General features: G+C 71.2%; 12 protein-coding genes. 9 read left to right on the plus strand and 3 right to left on the minus strand.

The window, feature by feature from the left end; translation table 11 throughout:
- Positions 1-191 precede the first annotated feature (191 nt).
- The 3 genes from ABZ899_RS04085 to ABZ899_RS04095 are packed head-to-tail and all read right to left on the minus strand — an operon-like array spanning position 192 to position 3,747.
- On the minus strand, positions 192-2,537 hold the full coding sequence (locus ABZ899_RS04085; RefSeq protein WP_361340360.1) for an FtsX-like permease family protein: 2,346 nt from the start codon (positions 2,535-2,537) through the stop codon (positions 192-194).
- The gene (locus tag ABZ899_RS04090) at positions 2,534-3,226 is read right to left on the minus strand and encodes an ABC transporter ATP-binding protein (protein ID WP_361340363.1); all 693 of its coding nucleotides are present in this window, start codon (positions 3,224-3,226) and stop codon (positions 2,534-2,536) included. Before ABZ899_RS04090 ends, ABZ899_RS04085 begins: the two co-directional genes overlap by 4 nt.
- On the minus strand, positions 3,223-3,747 hold the full coding sequence (locus tag ABZ899_RS04095) for a PadR family transcriptional regulator (protein WP_361340366.1): 525 nt from the start codon (positions 3,745-3,747) through the stop codon (positions 3,223-3,225). The genes ABZ899_RS04090 and ABZ899_RS04095 overlap by 4 nt, the downstream gene beginning before the upstream one ends.
- Before the next feature lie 543 nt (positions 3,748-4,290).
- On the opposite strand from ABZ899_RS04095, the gene rpe reads away from it, so the two are divergent.
- The 9 genes from rpe to ABZ899_RS04140 all read left to right on the plus strand — a co-directional run bounded on the left by rpe (position 4,291) and on the right by ABZ899_RS04140 (position 14,344).
- A complete protein-coding gene (gene rpe / locus ABZ899_RS04100) occupies positions 4,291-4,977 on the plus strand; it encodes a ribulose-phosphate 3-epimerase (RefSeq protein ID WP_361340368.1) in 687 nt (228 codons plus the stop codon).
- Positions 4,978-5,056: 79 nt separating this feature from the next.
- On the plus strand, positions 5,057-6,100 hold the full coding sequence (locus ABZ899_RS04105; RefSeq protein ID WP_361340371.1) for a sugar-binding domain-containing protein: 1,044 nt from the start codon (positions 5,057-5,059) through the stop codon (positions 6,098-6,100).
- A 71-nt stretch (positions 6,101-6,171) separates the two neighbouring features.
- Entirely contained in the window at positions 6,172-6,489 is a 318-nt protein-coding gene (locus ABZ899_RS04110) for a barstar family protein (protein ID WP_361340377.1), read from the plus strand.
- Positions 6,490-6,608: 119 nt separating this feature from the next.
- Positions 6,609-8,060, plus strand: coding sequence for a GuaB1 family IMP dehydrogenase-related protein (locus tag ABZ899_RS04115; RefSeq protein ID WP_361340380.1), 1,452 nt, complete (start codon positions 6,609-6,611; stop codon positions 8,058-8,060).
- 305 nt (positions 8,061-8,365) lie between these two features.
- Positions 8,366-9,838, plus strand: coding sequence for an amino acid permease (locus ABZ899_RS04120; protein ID WP_361340381.1), 1,473 nt, complete (start codon positions 8,366-8,368; stop codon positions 9,836-9,838).
- A 10-nt stretch (positions 9,839-9,848) separates the two neighbouring features.
- A complete protein-coding gene (locus tag ABZ899_RS04125) occupies positions 9,849-10,301 on the plus strand; it encodes an Lrp/AsnC family transcriptional regulator (protein ID WP_055623753.1) in 453 nt (150 codons plus the stop codon).
- A 124-nt stretch (positions 10,302-10,425) separates the two neighbouring features.
- Positions 10,426-11,616 carry an MFS transporter gene (locus ABZ899_RS04130; RefSeq protein ID WP_361340384.1) on the plus strand — a complete coding sequence of 397 codons (1,191 nt, stop codon included), beginning with the start codon at positions 10,426-10,428 and terminating at the stop codon, positions 11,614-11,616.
- A gap of 180 nt (positions 11,617-11,796) precedes the next feature.
- Entirely contained in the window at positions 11,797-12,585 is a 789-nt protein-coding gene (locus ABZ899_RS04135) for a carbon-nitrogen hydrolase family protein (protein ID WP_361340387.1), read from the plus strand.
- Between the two features lie 43 nt (positions 12,586-12,628).
- A complete protein-coding gene (locus ABZ899_RS04140) occupies positions 12,629-14,344 on the plus strand; it encodes an NAD(P)/FAD-dependent oxidoreductase (protein ID WP_361340390.1) in 1,716 nt (571 codons plus the stop codon).
- Positions 14,345-14,402 lie beyond the last annotated feature (58 nt).

Raw genomic sequence — 14,402 nt, forward strand, 5'->3', positions numbered from 1 at the left:
ATGCGCCTGCTCCGGGTCGCTGTCGGCGGGCTCCGCGCCGACGCTGTCTGGCGTGCTCGCCTCGACCGCGGATCCTGCGGTGCGCCGAGGTCGCCCCGGCGGTGACTGTGCCGATGCCGACCGGGCTTGCCCGCGTGCGGGGGTGGGCTCCTCCTGGCAGGAGGAGCCCACTTCGGGGGACCTGGGAGGCGTTATTCCGTGCGCAGGCCCTCCGGGCGCATCATCCGCAGCAGCGGCGCCAGGCTGAGCAGCGTGACCACGCCGACCACGGCCGCGCCCACGCCGGTCATGGTCAGGACGCTCGCCCAGTCCATGGTCACCGGGGTGCGGGTCATCTTCAGCAGCGCCGAGCCAAGGGTGATACCCACCGATGTGGCCAGGACGAGGCCGAGTCCGACCGGGAGGGCCGTCTGCCACAGCACCGACAGGGTCAGCGTGCGGCGCCGGGTGCCGAAGGCGACCAGCGCGGAGAGCAGCTTCCTGCGCTCGCGCAGTTGCTCCAGTTGGGAGACCAGCAGACTCGCGCCGATCAGTGCCAGCACGAAGGCGGAGCCGACGAACAGGCCGGTGCGGATGGAGGTGTACTTGACGTCTTCCTGGGTCGCCGACCAACTGTAGGTGTGTGCCAGGGGGTCGATGCGGGCGACGACGTTGCGTACGTACTCCCGTGAGTCCGGCACCGACGGGTCCAGACGCAGGTAGACACCGTCCGAGAACACCGCGGGCGCGGCCTTCCGGGGCAGGGCGGCGGGGGTGACCAGCAGACTGGTGTAGGCCTGCAGTGAGTCCTTGCGGGCGTTCACCTGCCGAATGTTTGCCGGAACGGTCCAGGGCACCTCGAGGCGGTGTTCGGCGTCGCCGTACGACGGGTCGACGTAGAGCTGCCGCCCGGGCTTCACCAGGGCGATCTCGGATGCGTTGCTGGGGTCCGAGTAACCGCTCCGCGTTCGCGTGACGAACACGTCACCGTCCTTGCAGGAGGGCAGTGTGGCGAGTTCACGCAGGGCGGCGCAGCTCCCCACGGTCAGGTCGTTGCTGTTCTCCGGGTCGCGACGTGCGTCCCCGTACTGGGAGCGGGCCAGGGCCACCGCGGCCAGGACCCCTTTGGTGCCGGTGAATTCGCGCTCGATGCCGGGCAGCGGCTTGGGGCCGCCGAAGTCGACCTCCATCTGGACTCGGCTGGGGTCCTGGCCGGTGCTCTTGGTGTACTGGCTCTGCGTTCCCGTGAAGAGCATCTGCAGTGCGATGGCCCCTGCCACCGCCACGGCGATGCCGTTGACCATGCGGGCGGCGGTGCCGCTGCTCAGCTGCAGTCGTCGCACGGCCAACTGCCAGGACAGCGGGCCCTTGCCGAGCCGGACGACGACTGCTTCCACGGCCCAGGGCAGCAGGGCGGTGATGCCGATCAGCAGCATCAGGACGCCGCCGATGACGAGGTACTGGTTGAAGTCACCGTTCTTGTGGCCTTGGCCGATCATCGGGTAGAGCATGGCGACGCCGGCCAGCGGCGGCAGCAGCCGCCACCACAGCCGGCGGCGGGGCTGCTTGGCCGCGCGCACGACCCCGAGGGGTTCGACGGTCACGCCGCGCATCGCGAGCAGTGTGACCAGCACCGCGGCGACCGGCACCGCGACCGCGACCAGCGCGGCGAGTGCGGGAGTGGGGTTGAGGTAGCTGGGCCAGACGCTCACGCCCAGCAACTCGCCGGCGTCCAGCTTCTCGCGGCCGAGCAGGAAGAAGCCGGTGCCCACCGCCAGCCCGAGCAGGGCTCCTGCCAGCGCCTCGCCCGCAGCGATCCGCCGGGTCATGTGGCTGTCGGAGCCGACCAGGCGCAGCGCGGCGAGGCGCCGGTCGCGGCGCTCGCCGCCGAAGCGGACGGCGGCGGCGATGAACACCGCGACCGGCGTCAGCAGCACCACGAACACGACCAGGATCATGAGCAGCAGCACAGGATCGGTCTTCTCGGGCGTCGCGTCCGGTTTGCCGAACTTGGTCAGCCGTGTCACCAGGGAGGAGTCCGTGAGCTTCAGCCCCGAGGCGCCCGCGTAGTAGGCCAGTTCCTGCGAGCCGATCAGCCCGCTCTCGCCGATCGTGCCGGTGATCTTGTACGGCAGGCGTTCCCGCAGCAGCTTCGCGTCGCCCGAGGCGAGCAGGTCCTTGAGCGCGGGGGAGACCACCATCTCGCCCTTGCCCGGCAAGCGGTCGACCCCGGGAGGCAGCGGCGCCCGGCTGCCCTCGGGTTCGACGAACCGGCCCAGGATGTCGTCGTCGCGCCAGGTGGTGTCGGCGTCGGCGATCAGGAGGGTGTTGTCGGCCTTGGGCGGGACCTTGCGGGCGTACACGTTGGCGTAGCGGGCGTCCTCCACCTTGCTGCGGGAGGCGAACACGTTGGGCATCGCGGTGCACAACAGGAGCAGAGCCACGCCGAGGCCGACCCCGACCGCTGTCAGCGTCACCCGGATCCAGCCCTCGCGACCGCCGGTGACGGCGAACCGGGCTCCCATGGCCAGGTCTCTGGACCACTGGCGCGAACTCATATGGCACGCTCCATGTCCCGGGACTTGCCGTCGCGTACGACGACCTCGCGGTCGGAGTAGGCGGCCACCCGTGCCTCGTGGGTGACGAGGACGACGGCGGCGTCGGTGGAGCGGGCCGCGCCGGTCAGCAGTTCCATCACGCGCTCGCCGTTGTGGGAGTCGAGCGCGCCGGTGGGTTCGTCGGCGAACAGCACCCGGGGGCCGGTGACCAGCGCGCGGGCCACGGCGACGCGCTGGCCCTGGCCGCCGGAGACCTCGCCGGGCCGCTTGCCCTTCAGGTCGTCGACCTCCAGGCGTTCCATCCAGCCGAGCGCCGCCCGCTCGGCCTCCTTGCGGGAGGTGCCGTTCAGCCTGAGCGGCAGGGCGACGTTCTCCACGCAGGTCAGTTCCGGCACGAGCTGCCCGAACTGGAACACGAATCCGAACTCGGAGCGGCGTAACGCGCTGCGCTGGGCGTCGCTCATCGTCGTCACCTCGCGCCCGTTGTAGGTGATCGACCCGGAGTCGGGCGGCAGGATGCCCGCGAGGCAGTGCAGCAGCGTGGACTTGCCGGAGCCGGAGGGGCCCATGACGGCGACGACCTCGCCGGGGTGGATGGAGAACTCGGCGCCGTCGAGAGCGTGGGTGTGCCCGTAGGTCTTGCGCAGGTCCTGCGCGGTGAGCAGGGAACCAGGGAGAGAAGTCGTCATCGGGCCACAGCCTCACGGAGTTTGTCGAGTCGGGCGGCGGTCAGCTCCAGCCAGCGCAGGTCCGCTTCCAGGTGGAAGAGGGCGTGGTCGCAGATCAGCTGGTCCGCCAGATCGCCCTTGCGCTTGCGGTCGGTCAGGACGCGCATGCTGCGCAGGTGTTCGGAGCGCTGGGTGTCCAGGATGTCGGCGGCGTCCCGGTGGGTGAGCAGCGCGAGGATGACTTTCGTGTAGAGGGCCGACTGGAGGTATTCCTCCGGCTTCTGCGGGGTCGCGAGCCACCGCTCCACGTCGGTGATGCCGGCGTCGGTGATCGCGTAGCGCTTGCGCTCCGGGCCGCCGCCGGCCTCGATTCCGTCGACCTCGACGAGGCCGTTCTTCAGCAGCCGGGACATCGTCGAGTAGACCTGGCCGTAGTGCAGCGGCCGGTCGTGACCGAACGTCTCGTCGAAGGCCCGCTTCAAGTCGTAACCGTGTCGCGGGCCGGACTCCAGGAGCCCCAAAAGGGTGTGACCGATGGACATGACCCGCACTCTACACGCCGTGTATACGCGGCGCGTATACGCAGAGTGTGTAGCTCAGGGGCGAACCGGTACGACAGCGCAGGTGAGGGAGCCGGGAATGCTGATCATCACGGTTCGGAAACGGGTAGCTCAGCCGCCTCGACCGCGGCATTGTCGCGGAGCAGCGCGAACAGCACGCTGCTCACGTCGGCTGGTCCCGAAGCCGGGCCGCTTGGCCAAGATCGAGAGGCAAAGCAGGGTGGCCGTCGCATGAGGAACCAGATAGACGACAGGATCACCGTCCCGACGAGCGGCAGCGGCGCGACCGGCGCCCGCAGCCCGCAGCCCGACGCACGGCGCCGAGGATCAGCGCGACCCACTTCGAACGCCGTCCGCACACCAGGTGCGCCACGCCTGACGTCCCGGTCACGGCCACCCCCGCGGTCGTCGGACGACCCGGCCGGCGGCCCGGCACGGCCCGTGCCGCCCGCCCCCGGCGTCCGCCGATCGCCTGAGGTCTGGACCGGGGGTAACAATCGCGCCCGGGCATGGCAGGCTTGGGTCATGGCCGCGCAGATCAACCCCAGCATCCTGTCCGCCGATTTCGCCCGTCTCGCGGACGAGGCGAAGGCGGTCGAGGGAGCCGACTACCTCCACGTCGACGTCATGGACAACCATTTCGTCCCGAACCTCACGCTCGGCGTGCCGGTCGTAGAGTCACTGGCCCGTGCGACGGACACCCCGCTGGACTGCCATCTGATGATCGAGGAGCCCGATCGCTGGGCACCCCAGTACGTCGAGGCGGGTGCCTCCTCCGTCACCTTCCATGTCGAGGCCGCCGCCGCTCCCGTCCGGCTGGCCCGGGAGATCAGGGCCAAGGGCGCCCGTGCCGCCATGGCGCTCAGGCCGGCGACGCCCATCGAGCCCTACGAGGACCTGCTCCCGGAGCTCGACATGCTGCTGATCATGACCGTCGAGCCCGGCTTCGGCGGGCAGGCGTTCCTCGACATCATGCTGCCGAAGATCCGTCGCACCCGTGAGTTGATCGCCAAGCACGGCCTGCAGCTCTGGCTCCAGGTGGACGGCGGCGTGTCCGAGTCCACGATCGAGCGATGCGCGGAGGCGGGCGCCGACGTGTTCGTCGCCGGTTCGGCGGTCTACGGGGCCGACGACCCGGCGGAAGCGGTCCGCGCGCTGCGGGCCCGGGCCGACGAGGCCACCAGGACGGCCGCCTGGGCGTGCGGCCACTGAACCAAGGGAACGTGAACGCCCGCCCATCAGGGCGGATCAAGTGCGCCGGATCTGCAAGGATGAACGGCGAATCCAGAGTGTGAACAGCAGTGAGGAGATCGCCGTGTCGGGTATGTCGGCGGGCCGGTCAGCCATGCGGATGGGACCCGCTGAGCTGGTGCAGGCGGCGGCCATGGCCCGCCGCTTCTACCTCGAGGGGAAGTCCAAGATCCAGATCGCGGAGGAGTTCGGCGTCAGCCGCTTCAAGGTGGCCCGGGTCCTGGAGACCGCTCTCGAACGGGATCTGGTGCGCATCGAGATCCGCGTGCCGGCCGAACTGGACGCCGAGCGCTCGGACGCGCTGCGCGCCCGGTACGGACTGCGGCACGCCGTGGTCGTGGAGTCCCCGGCCGACGCCGAGGAGACGCCCGACCCGGAGAACCTGGGAGAGGTGGCCGCCGACCTGCTCGGCGAGCTGGTCGACGAGGGCGCCGTGCTGGGCCTGGCCTGGGGCCGGTCCACCATCCACATGGCCGCCGCCCTCAACCGGCTGCCACCGTGCACGGTGGTCCAGCTGACGGGCGTGTATGACGCCGGGACCGCCGAGCGCGGCTCGGTGGAGGCCGTCCGGCGGGCCGCTCAGGTCTCCGGCGGCGACGCGCACCCCATCTACGCGCCGATGCTGCTGCCGGACGCCGCCACCGCGGCGGCGCTGCGGCACCAGACGGGGATCGCCCGGGCCTTCGAGTACTTCGACAAGGTCACGGTCGCCTGCGTCTCCATCGGCTCCTGGGAGCCGGGCATCTCGACGGTGCACGACATGCTCAGCGACGAGGAGCGGGCGCACTACGCCTCGCTCGGTGTCGCCGCCGAGATGTCCGCGCACCTCTTCGACGCCCAGGGGCGCCGGGTCGGCCGGGACCTCGGCGAGCGGTGCATCACCGTCAAGGCCGACCAGCTCCGCCGTATCCCCGAGGTCGTCGCGATCGCGGGCGGGGCGCGCAAGGCGGCCGCGATCGACGCGGTGCTGCGCTCGGGGCTCGTCACCAGCCTGGTGACGGACACCTCCGCGGCGGACGTGCTGATGACGGCCGGCCCGACGCCGAAGCCGGCGCTCAGCAGGACGGACCCGGACGGGAACTGACAACGCGTCGGAGAGGGGGCGGCCGGGTGCCGCCCCCTGTGCGCATCGACGAACACCGGAGCGGCACTCGTATGACGGAGCTCGTGGTCACGCTCGACCTCGACGGGGTCACGGACAAGGCGGCGCTGATGGACCGCTGCGCCGGGGCGCTGCGGCTGCCGGACTGGTTCGGGCGCAACTGGGACGCGCTGGCGGACTCCCTGTCCGACCGCACCGTCTGGCCCGAGGCCGGCCGGCAGCGGGGCATGTGGCTGGTCGTACGCAACTGGCGGGCCTATGCGGACGCCCGGCCCGACGAGTGGCGGCTGGCCCGGGAGGTGTTCGCCGAGGCGGCGGACGGCACCCGGGACCTCACCGTGCTGCTCGACCTCGGAGGTTCCTCCAAGTAGGGGTCTGACCTGCTTGGACGATGTGACCGTTCAGGGCGTTCCGGCCGGCATGGGAGAATGAAGTACGTGCTCTTCCCCCTGGCTGACCTGTCCGGGGGCCACCTCTGATCGACTGGGATGTGCAGCACGTGCGTTTCCTCAACGACATCCAGCCCCCGTACGACCTGACGTACGACGACGTCTTCATGGTGCCGAGCCACAGCGCGGTCGGCTCGCGGCAGGGCGTGGACCTCGGCGCCCCGGACGGCACGGGCACCACCATCCCGCTGGTCGTCGCCAACATGACCGCCGTCGCCGGGCGCCGTATGGCCGAGACGGTGGCCCGGCGCGGCGGCCTGGTGGTCGTCCCGCAGGACATCCCCATCGAGGTCGTCACGGACGTCGTCTCCTGGGTGAAGAGCCGCCACCACGTGCTCGACACCCCGATCGTGCTGGCCCCCCACCAGACCGTCGCCGACGCGCTGGCCCTGCTGCCCAAGCGCGCCCACAACGCCGGTGTGGTCGTCGACGAGGACCGGCGGCCGGTCGGCGTGGTCACCGACAGCGACCTGTCCGGCGTGGACCGCTTCACGCAGCTCGAGGTCGTCATGTCCCGCGACCTGCTGCTCCTGGACGCGGACATCGACCCGCGCGAGGCCTTCAACAAGCTCGACGCCCACAACCGGCGCTACGCCCCCGCCGTCGACGCCGACGGCCGTCTCGCGGGCATCCTGACGCGCAAGGGCGCCCTGCGCGCCACCCTGTACACCCCGGCCGTCGACGCCGCCGGCAAGCTGCGCATAGCGGCCGCCGTGGGTATCAACGGCGACGTGGGCGGCAAGGCCAAGCAGCTGCTCGACGCGGGTGTGGACACCCTGGTCATCGACACCGCCCACGGCCACCAGGAGTCGATGATCGCCGCCATCGGGACCGTGCGGGCACTCGACCCCCAGGTGCCGATCGTCGCGGGCAACATCGTGGCCGCCGAGGGTGTGCGCGATCTCATCGAGGCCGGCGCGGACATCATCAAGGTCGGGGTCGGCCCCGGCGCCATGTGCACCACCCGCATGATGACCGGCGTCGGCCGCCCGCAGTTCTCCGCCGTCCTGGAGTGCGCGGCCGAGGCCAGGAAGTACGGCAAGCACGTGTGGGCCGACGGCGGTGTCCGGCACCCGCGCGACGTCGCCATGGCGCTCGCCGCCGGCGCGTCCAACGTGATGATCGGGTCCTGGTTCGCCGGCACCTACGAGTCGCCCGGCGATCTGCAGCAGGACTCGAGCGGGCGCCTGTACAAGGAGTCGTTCGGCATGGCGTCCGCGCGGGCCGTGGCCAACCGCACCTCCGACGAGTCGGCGTACGACCGGGCCCGCAAGTCCCTGTTCGAGGAGGGCATCTCCACCTCGCGGATGTTCCTCGACCCGGCCCGTCCCGGTGTGGAGGACCTGATCGACTCGATCATCGCGGGCGTGCGGTCCTCCTGCACCTACGCGGGCGCCGCCTCGCTGGAGGAGTTCGCCGAGAAGGCCGTCGTCGGCATCCAGAGCGCCGCCGGCTACGCCGAGGGCAAGCCGCTGCACGCCAGCTGGAGCTGACCGGTCCTCACCCCTTTCGCGTACGGCCCCTTCGCCCCGGCACCCCGCCGCACGGGACGCAAGGGGCCGTTCCGCGTCCCGGCGCAACGGTCGAAAGCCCTCGTGCAACGAACACCCGCCCGGGCCCCCGGAACGCAATGATCTTGCGGGTATGCGCAAGGTTGCTGCATTTCACCCGCAACGTCGATGCTCGTAGGCTGTCGCCTCGTACGTGGCGCGGCAGGGACCCCGCTCGGTGGGTCCCCGCCCTCAGGGGACGCCGCCGGTCCCTGCCGCCCTGACCGGCAGCGACAAGGAGCCAGCGCGTGCTCGACCAAGGCGCACCCCCGCAGGACCGAGACCGGACGGCCGCCGCCGCCCCCCGTGGGACCGGCGCGCGCCTGATGCGCCGCAAGCCCGTGGAACACCTGGTCGCGGAGGGTGGCCAGGGCGAGGGAGGGTCCCTGCGGCGCTCCCTCGGACTGTGGCAACTCACCATGATCAGCATCGGTGCCACCCTCGGCACCGGCATCTTCGTCGTCCTCGGCGACGCGGTCCCGGAGGCCGGCCCCGCGGTCACCCTGGCCTTCGTGATCGCCGGTCTCACGGCCCTCTTCTCGGCCCTGTCGTACGCCGAACTGGCGGGCAGCATCCCCGTCGCAGGCTCGTCGTACTCGTATGCGTACGCAACGATGGGCGAGCTGGTCGCCTGGATCTGCGGCTGGTGTCTGGTCCTGGAGTACGGCGTCTCCGTGGCCGCCGTCGCCGTCGGCTGGGGCGAGTACCTCAACGAGCTGCTCGACGGGACCATAGGCGTCACCATCCCGTCCGTGCTGTCCTCCGCCCCCGGCGAGGGCGGGGTCATCAACCTGCCCGCGCTGATCGTCGTCCTGCTGGCGATGGTCTTCCTGCTCGGCGGGGTCCGCGAGTCCGCCCGCGCCAACACGATCATGGTCGCGGTCAAGATCGCCGCGCTGGTGCTGTTCTGCGCGGTCGGCTTCACCGGCTTCAAGTCCGGCAACTACGCCGACTTCATGCCGCTCGGCATGGCCGGGGTGAGCGCCGCCGGCGCCACGCTGTTCTTCTCCTACATCGGCTTCGACGCCGCCTCCACCGCCGGCGAGGAGGCCAAGGACCCCAAGAAGGACCTGCCGCGGGCGATCATGCTCTCGCTGATCATCGTGACGGCGCTCTACGTCCTCGTCGCCGGGGTGGCCGTCGGCGCCTGGAACTGGACCAAGTTCGAGGGCTCCCAGGCGTCCCTCTCCGCGATCACGAACGACGTCAGCGGCCAGACCATCTGGGGCACCCTGCTCGCCCTCGGCGCGGTCATCTCCATCGCCAGCGTGGTCCTCACCGTGCTCTACGGGCAGACCCGCGTCCTGTTCGCCATGTCCCGCGACGGCCTGGTCCCCAAGGCCCTCGGCAAGGTCCACCCGAAGACCGGCGCCCCCCGTCTCAACACGGTGATCGTGTCGCTGTTCTGCGGTGCGCTGGCCGCCCTCATCCCGCTGGGCAAGCTGGTCGACGCCACCAGCATCGGCACCCTGTTCGCCTTCGCGCTGGTCAACATCGCGGTGATCGTGCTGAGGAGGAAGCGGCCCGAGCTGGAGCGCACGTTCCGGGTGCCGTTCGGACCGGTGCTGCCGGCGCTCGGCTTCCTGTTCTGCGTGTACAACATGCTCAGCCTCGACACCGTCACCTGGGTCGTCTTCGGGTGCTGGATGGCCGCCGGACTCGTGTTCTACTTCCTGTACGGGTATCGCCGTTCCCGTCTCGCCCTGCCTGAAGTGAAGTGAACCGCCCGCAGTGCTGAACGATCTCGACGAACGCATCGTGCACGCCCTCGCCGAGGACGCCCGCCGCTCCTACGCCGACATCGGGCAACTGGTCGGCCTGTCCGCGCCCGCCGTGAAGCGGCGCGTGGACCGGCTGCGGGCCACCGGGGCCATCACCGGCTTCACGGTCCGGGTGGACCCGTCGGCCCTCGGCTGGGAGACCGAGGGGTTCGTCGAGATCTACTGCCGGCACAACACCTCGCCGGAGACGATCCGGCGGGGTCTGGAGCCGTACCAGGAGGTCGTGGCCGCGTCCACCGTCACCGGCGACGCGGACGCCGTGGTGCAGGTCTTCGCCTCGGACATGCGGCACTTCGAACGGGTCCTGGAGCGGATCGCCGGGGAGCCGTTCGTGGAGCGCACCAAGTCGGTGCTGGTGCTCTCCCCGCTCCTGCGCCGGTTCTCCTCCGGCTCGCCCACCTGAGAGCCGCCCCGGCACCTATCATCGGTGTCATGACCTGGCGACATTGATCCACCAGCCGTGCCTCCCGAGGTCCGCCCCGGACGCCGTACCCCCGGTGTCCGAGACGTCCCTGCGGGAAGGCCCCATGACACTCTCACCCACGCGTGTGCCCACGACCGGCGTACGACGCCTGACGGCCACGCTGTACGGCTACGCGTTCCTCGACGACTTCGTCCTGCTCTACCCGGTGTACGCGCTGCTCTTCGCCGACACCGGCCTCCCGCTCTGGCAGATCTCCTCGCTCTTCGCCCTGTGGTCGCTCACCGCCGTGCTGCTGGAGGTGCCCTCGGGCGTCTGGGCCGACACGGTGTCCCGCCGCCGGCTGCTGTGGATCGGCCCACTGCTCACCGCCGCCGGCTTCGCGCTGTGGGTGACCGTGCCGTCGTACGCCGCCTTCGCCACCGGCTTCGTGCTGTGGGGCGCGGGCGGCGCGCTCGGCTCCGGCGCGCTGGAGGCCCTCGTCTACGACGAGCTGGACCGGCGTGACGCCGCCGGCCGCTACGCGCGCGTCATGGGCCGCGCCCGTGCCGCGCGCCTGCTGGGCACCGTGGCCTCCCTCGGCCTCGCGGGACCCGTGCTCGCCTGGGGCGGCTACCGGGCCGTCGGCGGGGCGAGCGTCCTGGCGTGCCTGGTGACCGCCGCGGTGGCCGCCCTGTTCCCCGAGCGGCGTGAGCGGCCGGCCACCGGCCACGGCGGCTGGGCCGGGACGCTGCGGTCCGGGCTCGCCGATGTGCGCGGCGACCGGGCCGTACGCGGCGCGCTGCTGCTGGTCCCCGCCGTCGCGGCGGTGTGGGGCGCGCTGGACGAGTACGTCCCACTGCTGGTCCGCGACATCGGGGTCCCCGAAGCGGCCGTGCCGTACCTGGTCATGCTGGTGTGGGCGGCCGTCACCGCCGGGAGCCTCCTGGCCGGACCGGCCGAACGCCTCGGCACCAGGGGCCTGGCGGCGCTGCTCGCGGGCGCGGCCCTCGCGCTGGCCGTCGGGGCGGCGTCCCGCACCCTGGCCGGGATCGCCCTGGTCGGCCTCGCCTTCGCCGGCTTCCAGCTGGCCGAGGTGCTCTCCGACGTCCGCCTCCAGCACCGGATCGAGGAGTCCCGCCGGGCCACGCTCACCTCGGTGGCGAGCCTGGGCACCGAGCTCGCCACGATCGCCGCGTTCGGCGTGTACGCGCTGCTCGGCACGGACCTCGCCCACGGCACCGTCTTCGCGGTGCTGGCCGTGCCGTATCTCGTGACGGCGGCCGCGCTGACCGGGGCCCGGACCACCCCGGCGTGACAGGGGAAGGTGCGGGGGGCGGCCCCCGCACCTGGGCCGCGCAACGAATCGCCGCCGACCCGCCCCCGAACGCAACGAACCGCTCACCGGCGCGCAACGGCTCCTTCTTGTCCCTGTCGGCCGGCCGACCGTACCTTCTAGATGGCTCCCACAACCACCCTTTCGCCCCGGTGAGGACACATGCGCACCGCCCTGCTCCAGAGCTCCGGCCGCCCCGGCTCCACCGTCGAGAACCTCAAGGTCCTCGACGAGGCCGCGGGCCGCGCCGCCGCCGCGGGCGCCGGGCTGCTGGTGACGCCGGAGATGTTCCTCACCGGGTACGCGATCGGCGACGGCATCGCCCGGCTCGCCGAGCCCGCCGACGGCGCGTACGCCGACGCGGTCGCCGAGACCGCCGCACGGCACGGGCTCGCGATCGCCTACGGCTACCCGGAGCGGGCCGGCGACAGCGTGTACAACTCCGCGCAACTGGTCTCCGCCGACGGCACCCGGCTCGCCGACTACCGCAAGACGCACCTCTTCGGCGGCTTCGAGCACGACCACTTCACGCCGGGCGACCGGCAGGTCGTCCAGACCGAGGTCGACGGCGTCCGGGTCGGCATCCTGATCTGCTACGACGTCGAGTTCCCGGAGAACGTCCGGGCCCACGCGCTGGCCGGCACCGAGCTGCTGATCGTCCCGACCGCGCAGATGCACCCGTTCCAGTTCGTCGCCGAGTCGATGATCCCGGTGCGGGCCTTCGAGAACCAGATGTACGTCGCGTACGTCAACCGGGTCGGCCACGAAGGGGAGTTCGAGTTCGTCGGCCTCTCCACGCTCGCCGGCCCCGACGGCATCGCGCGCACTCGCGCGGGCCGCGCCGAGGACCTCGTCCTCGCCGACGTCGACCCCGCCCTCGTCGCCGCCTCCCGCGAGGCCAACCCGTATCTGCGGGACCGCCGCCCCGGCCTCTACGGGTCCCTCGTCTGAACCTCCCCGCTCTTCCCCCGCAGTCGCAAGGAGTCCGTACCCCATGACGTCCACGGTGCCCACCGCCGTCCAGCACGCCGACGAGCAGCAGCCGCCGATCACCATGTTCGGTCCGGACTTCCCCTACGCGTACGACGACTTCCTGAACCACCCGGCCGGCCTCGGCCAGATACCCGCCACCGAGCACGGCACCGAGATCGCCGTCATCGGCGGCGGTCTGTCCGGCATCGTCGCCGCCTACGAGCTGATGAAGATGGGCCTCAAGCCCGTCGTCTACGAGGCCGACCAGATCGGCGGCCGGCTGCGCACCGTCGGCTTCGACGGCCCCAGCACCGAAGGCCTGACCGCCGAGATGGGCGCGATGCGCTTCCCGCCGTCCTCCACGGCCCTGCAGCACTACATCGACCTGGTGGGCCTGGAGACCCGGCCCTTCCCCAACCCCCTGTCGGAGACGACCCCGTCGACCGTCGTCGACCTCAAGGGCGAGTCGCACTACGCCGAGACGATCGACGACCTGCCGCAGGTCTACCGCGACGTCGCCGCCGCCTGGAACAAGTGCCTGGAGGAGGGCGCCGACTTCTCCGACATGAACCGGGCCATGCGGGAGCGGGACGTGCCGCGCATCCGCGCGATCTGGTCCGAGCTCGTCGAGAAGCTCGACAACCAGACCTTCTACGGCTTCCTCTGCGACTCCGAGGCCTTCAAGTCCTTCCGGCACCGCGAGATCTTCGGTCAGGTCGGCTTCGGCACCGGCGGCTGGGACACCGACTTCCCGAACTCCATCCTGGAGATCCTGCGCGTCGTCTACACCGAGGCCGACGACCACCACCGCGGCATCGTCGGCGGCTCCCAGCAGCTGCCGCTGCGCCTGTGGGAGCGCGAGCCGGAGAAGATCGTCCACTGGCCCTACGGGACGTCCCTGAAGTCCCTGCACGTCGACGGCGCGCCCCGCCCGGCCGTGACCCGCCTGCACCGGGCCGCGGGCAACCGGATCACCGTGACCGACGCGACCGGCGACATCCGCACCTACCGTGCGGCGATCTTCACGGCCCAGTCCTGGATGCTGCTCTCCAAGATCGACTGCGACGACTCGCTCTTCCCGATCGACCACTGGACCGCGATCGAGCGCACCCACTACATGGAGTCCTCCAAGCTGTTCGTCCCCGTGGACCGGCCGTTCTGGCTGGACAAGGCCGTCGACGACAGGGGAAATCCGACCGGCCGGGACGTCATGTCGATGACGCTCACCGACCGGATGACGCGCGGCACCTACCTCCTCGACGACGGCCCGGACAAGCCCGCCGTCATCTGCCTCTCCTACACCTGGTGCGACGACAGCCTGAAGTGGCTGCCGCTGTCCGCGCAGGAGCGGATGGAGGTCATGCTGAAGTCGCTCGGCGAGATCTACCCGAAGGTCGACATCAGGAAGCACATCATCGGCAACCCGGTGACGGTCTCCTGGGAGAACGAGCCCTACTTCATGGGCGCGTTCAAGGCCAACCTGCCCGGCCACTACCGCTACCAGCGGCGCCTGTTCACCCACTTCATGCAGGACCGGCTGCCCGAGGACAAGCGGGGCATCTTCCTCGCCGGCGACGACATTTCCTGGACCGCCGGCTGGGCCGAGGGCGCCGTCCAGACCGCGCTGAACGCGGTGTGGGGCGTCATGCACCAACTCGGCGGCACCACGGACGCCACCAACCCGGGTCCGGGCGACGTCTACGACGAGATCGCGCCGGTCGAGCTGCCGGAGGACTGACCGCGTACTGCCGCAGGTGGGGAAGACAGTCCGAGGCCGATGGCCGTGGCGCAGAGCT

Source organism: Streptomyces sp. NPDC046859, assembly GCF_040645135.1.
GTDB lineage: Bacteria > Actinomycetota > Actinomycetes > Streptomycetales > Streptomycetaceae > Streptomyces.

Bases quoted from the DNA above. Each gene is read 5' to 3' on its own strand.
- ABZ899_RS04085 (WP_361340360.1), bottom strand. From the start codon at position 2,537: ATGAGTTCGCGCCAGTGGTCCAGAGACCTGGCCATGGGAGCCCGGTTC.
- ABZ899_RS04090 (WP_361340363.1), bottom strand. From the start codon at position 3,226: ATGACGACTTCTCTCCCTGGTTCCCTGCTCACCGCGCAGGACCTGCGC.
- ABZ899_RS04095 (WP_361340366.1), bottom strand. From the start codon at position 3,747: ATGTCCATCGGTCACACCCTTTTGGGGCTCCTGGAGTCCGGCCCGCGA.
- rpe (WP_361340368.1), top strand. From the start codon at position 4,291: ATGGCCGCGCAGATCAACCCCAGCATCCTGTCCGCCGATTTCGCCCGT.
- ABZ899_RS04110 (WP_361340377.1), top strand. From the start codon at position 6,172: ATGACGGAGCTCGTGGTCACGCTCGACCTCGACGGGGTCACGGACAAG.
- ABZ899_RS04130 (WP_361340384.1), top strand. From the start codon at position 10,426: ATGACACTCTCACCCACGCGTGTGCCCACGACCGGCGTACGACGCCTG.
- ABZ899_RS04135 (WP_361340387.1), top strand. From the start codon at position 11,797: ATGCGCACCGCCCTGCTCCAGAGCTCCGGCCGCCCCGGCTCCACCGTC.
- ABZ899_RS04140 (WP_361340390.1), top strand. From the start codon at position 12,629: ATGACGTCCACGGTGCCCACCGCCGTCCAGCACGCCGACGAGCAGCAG.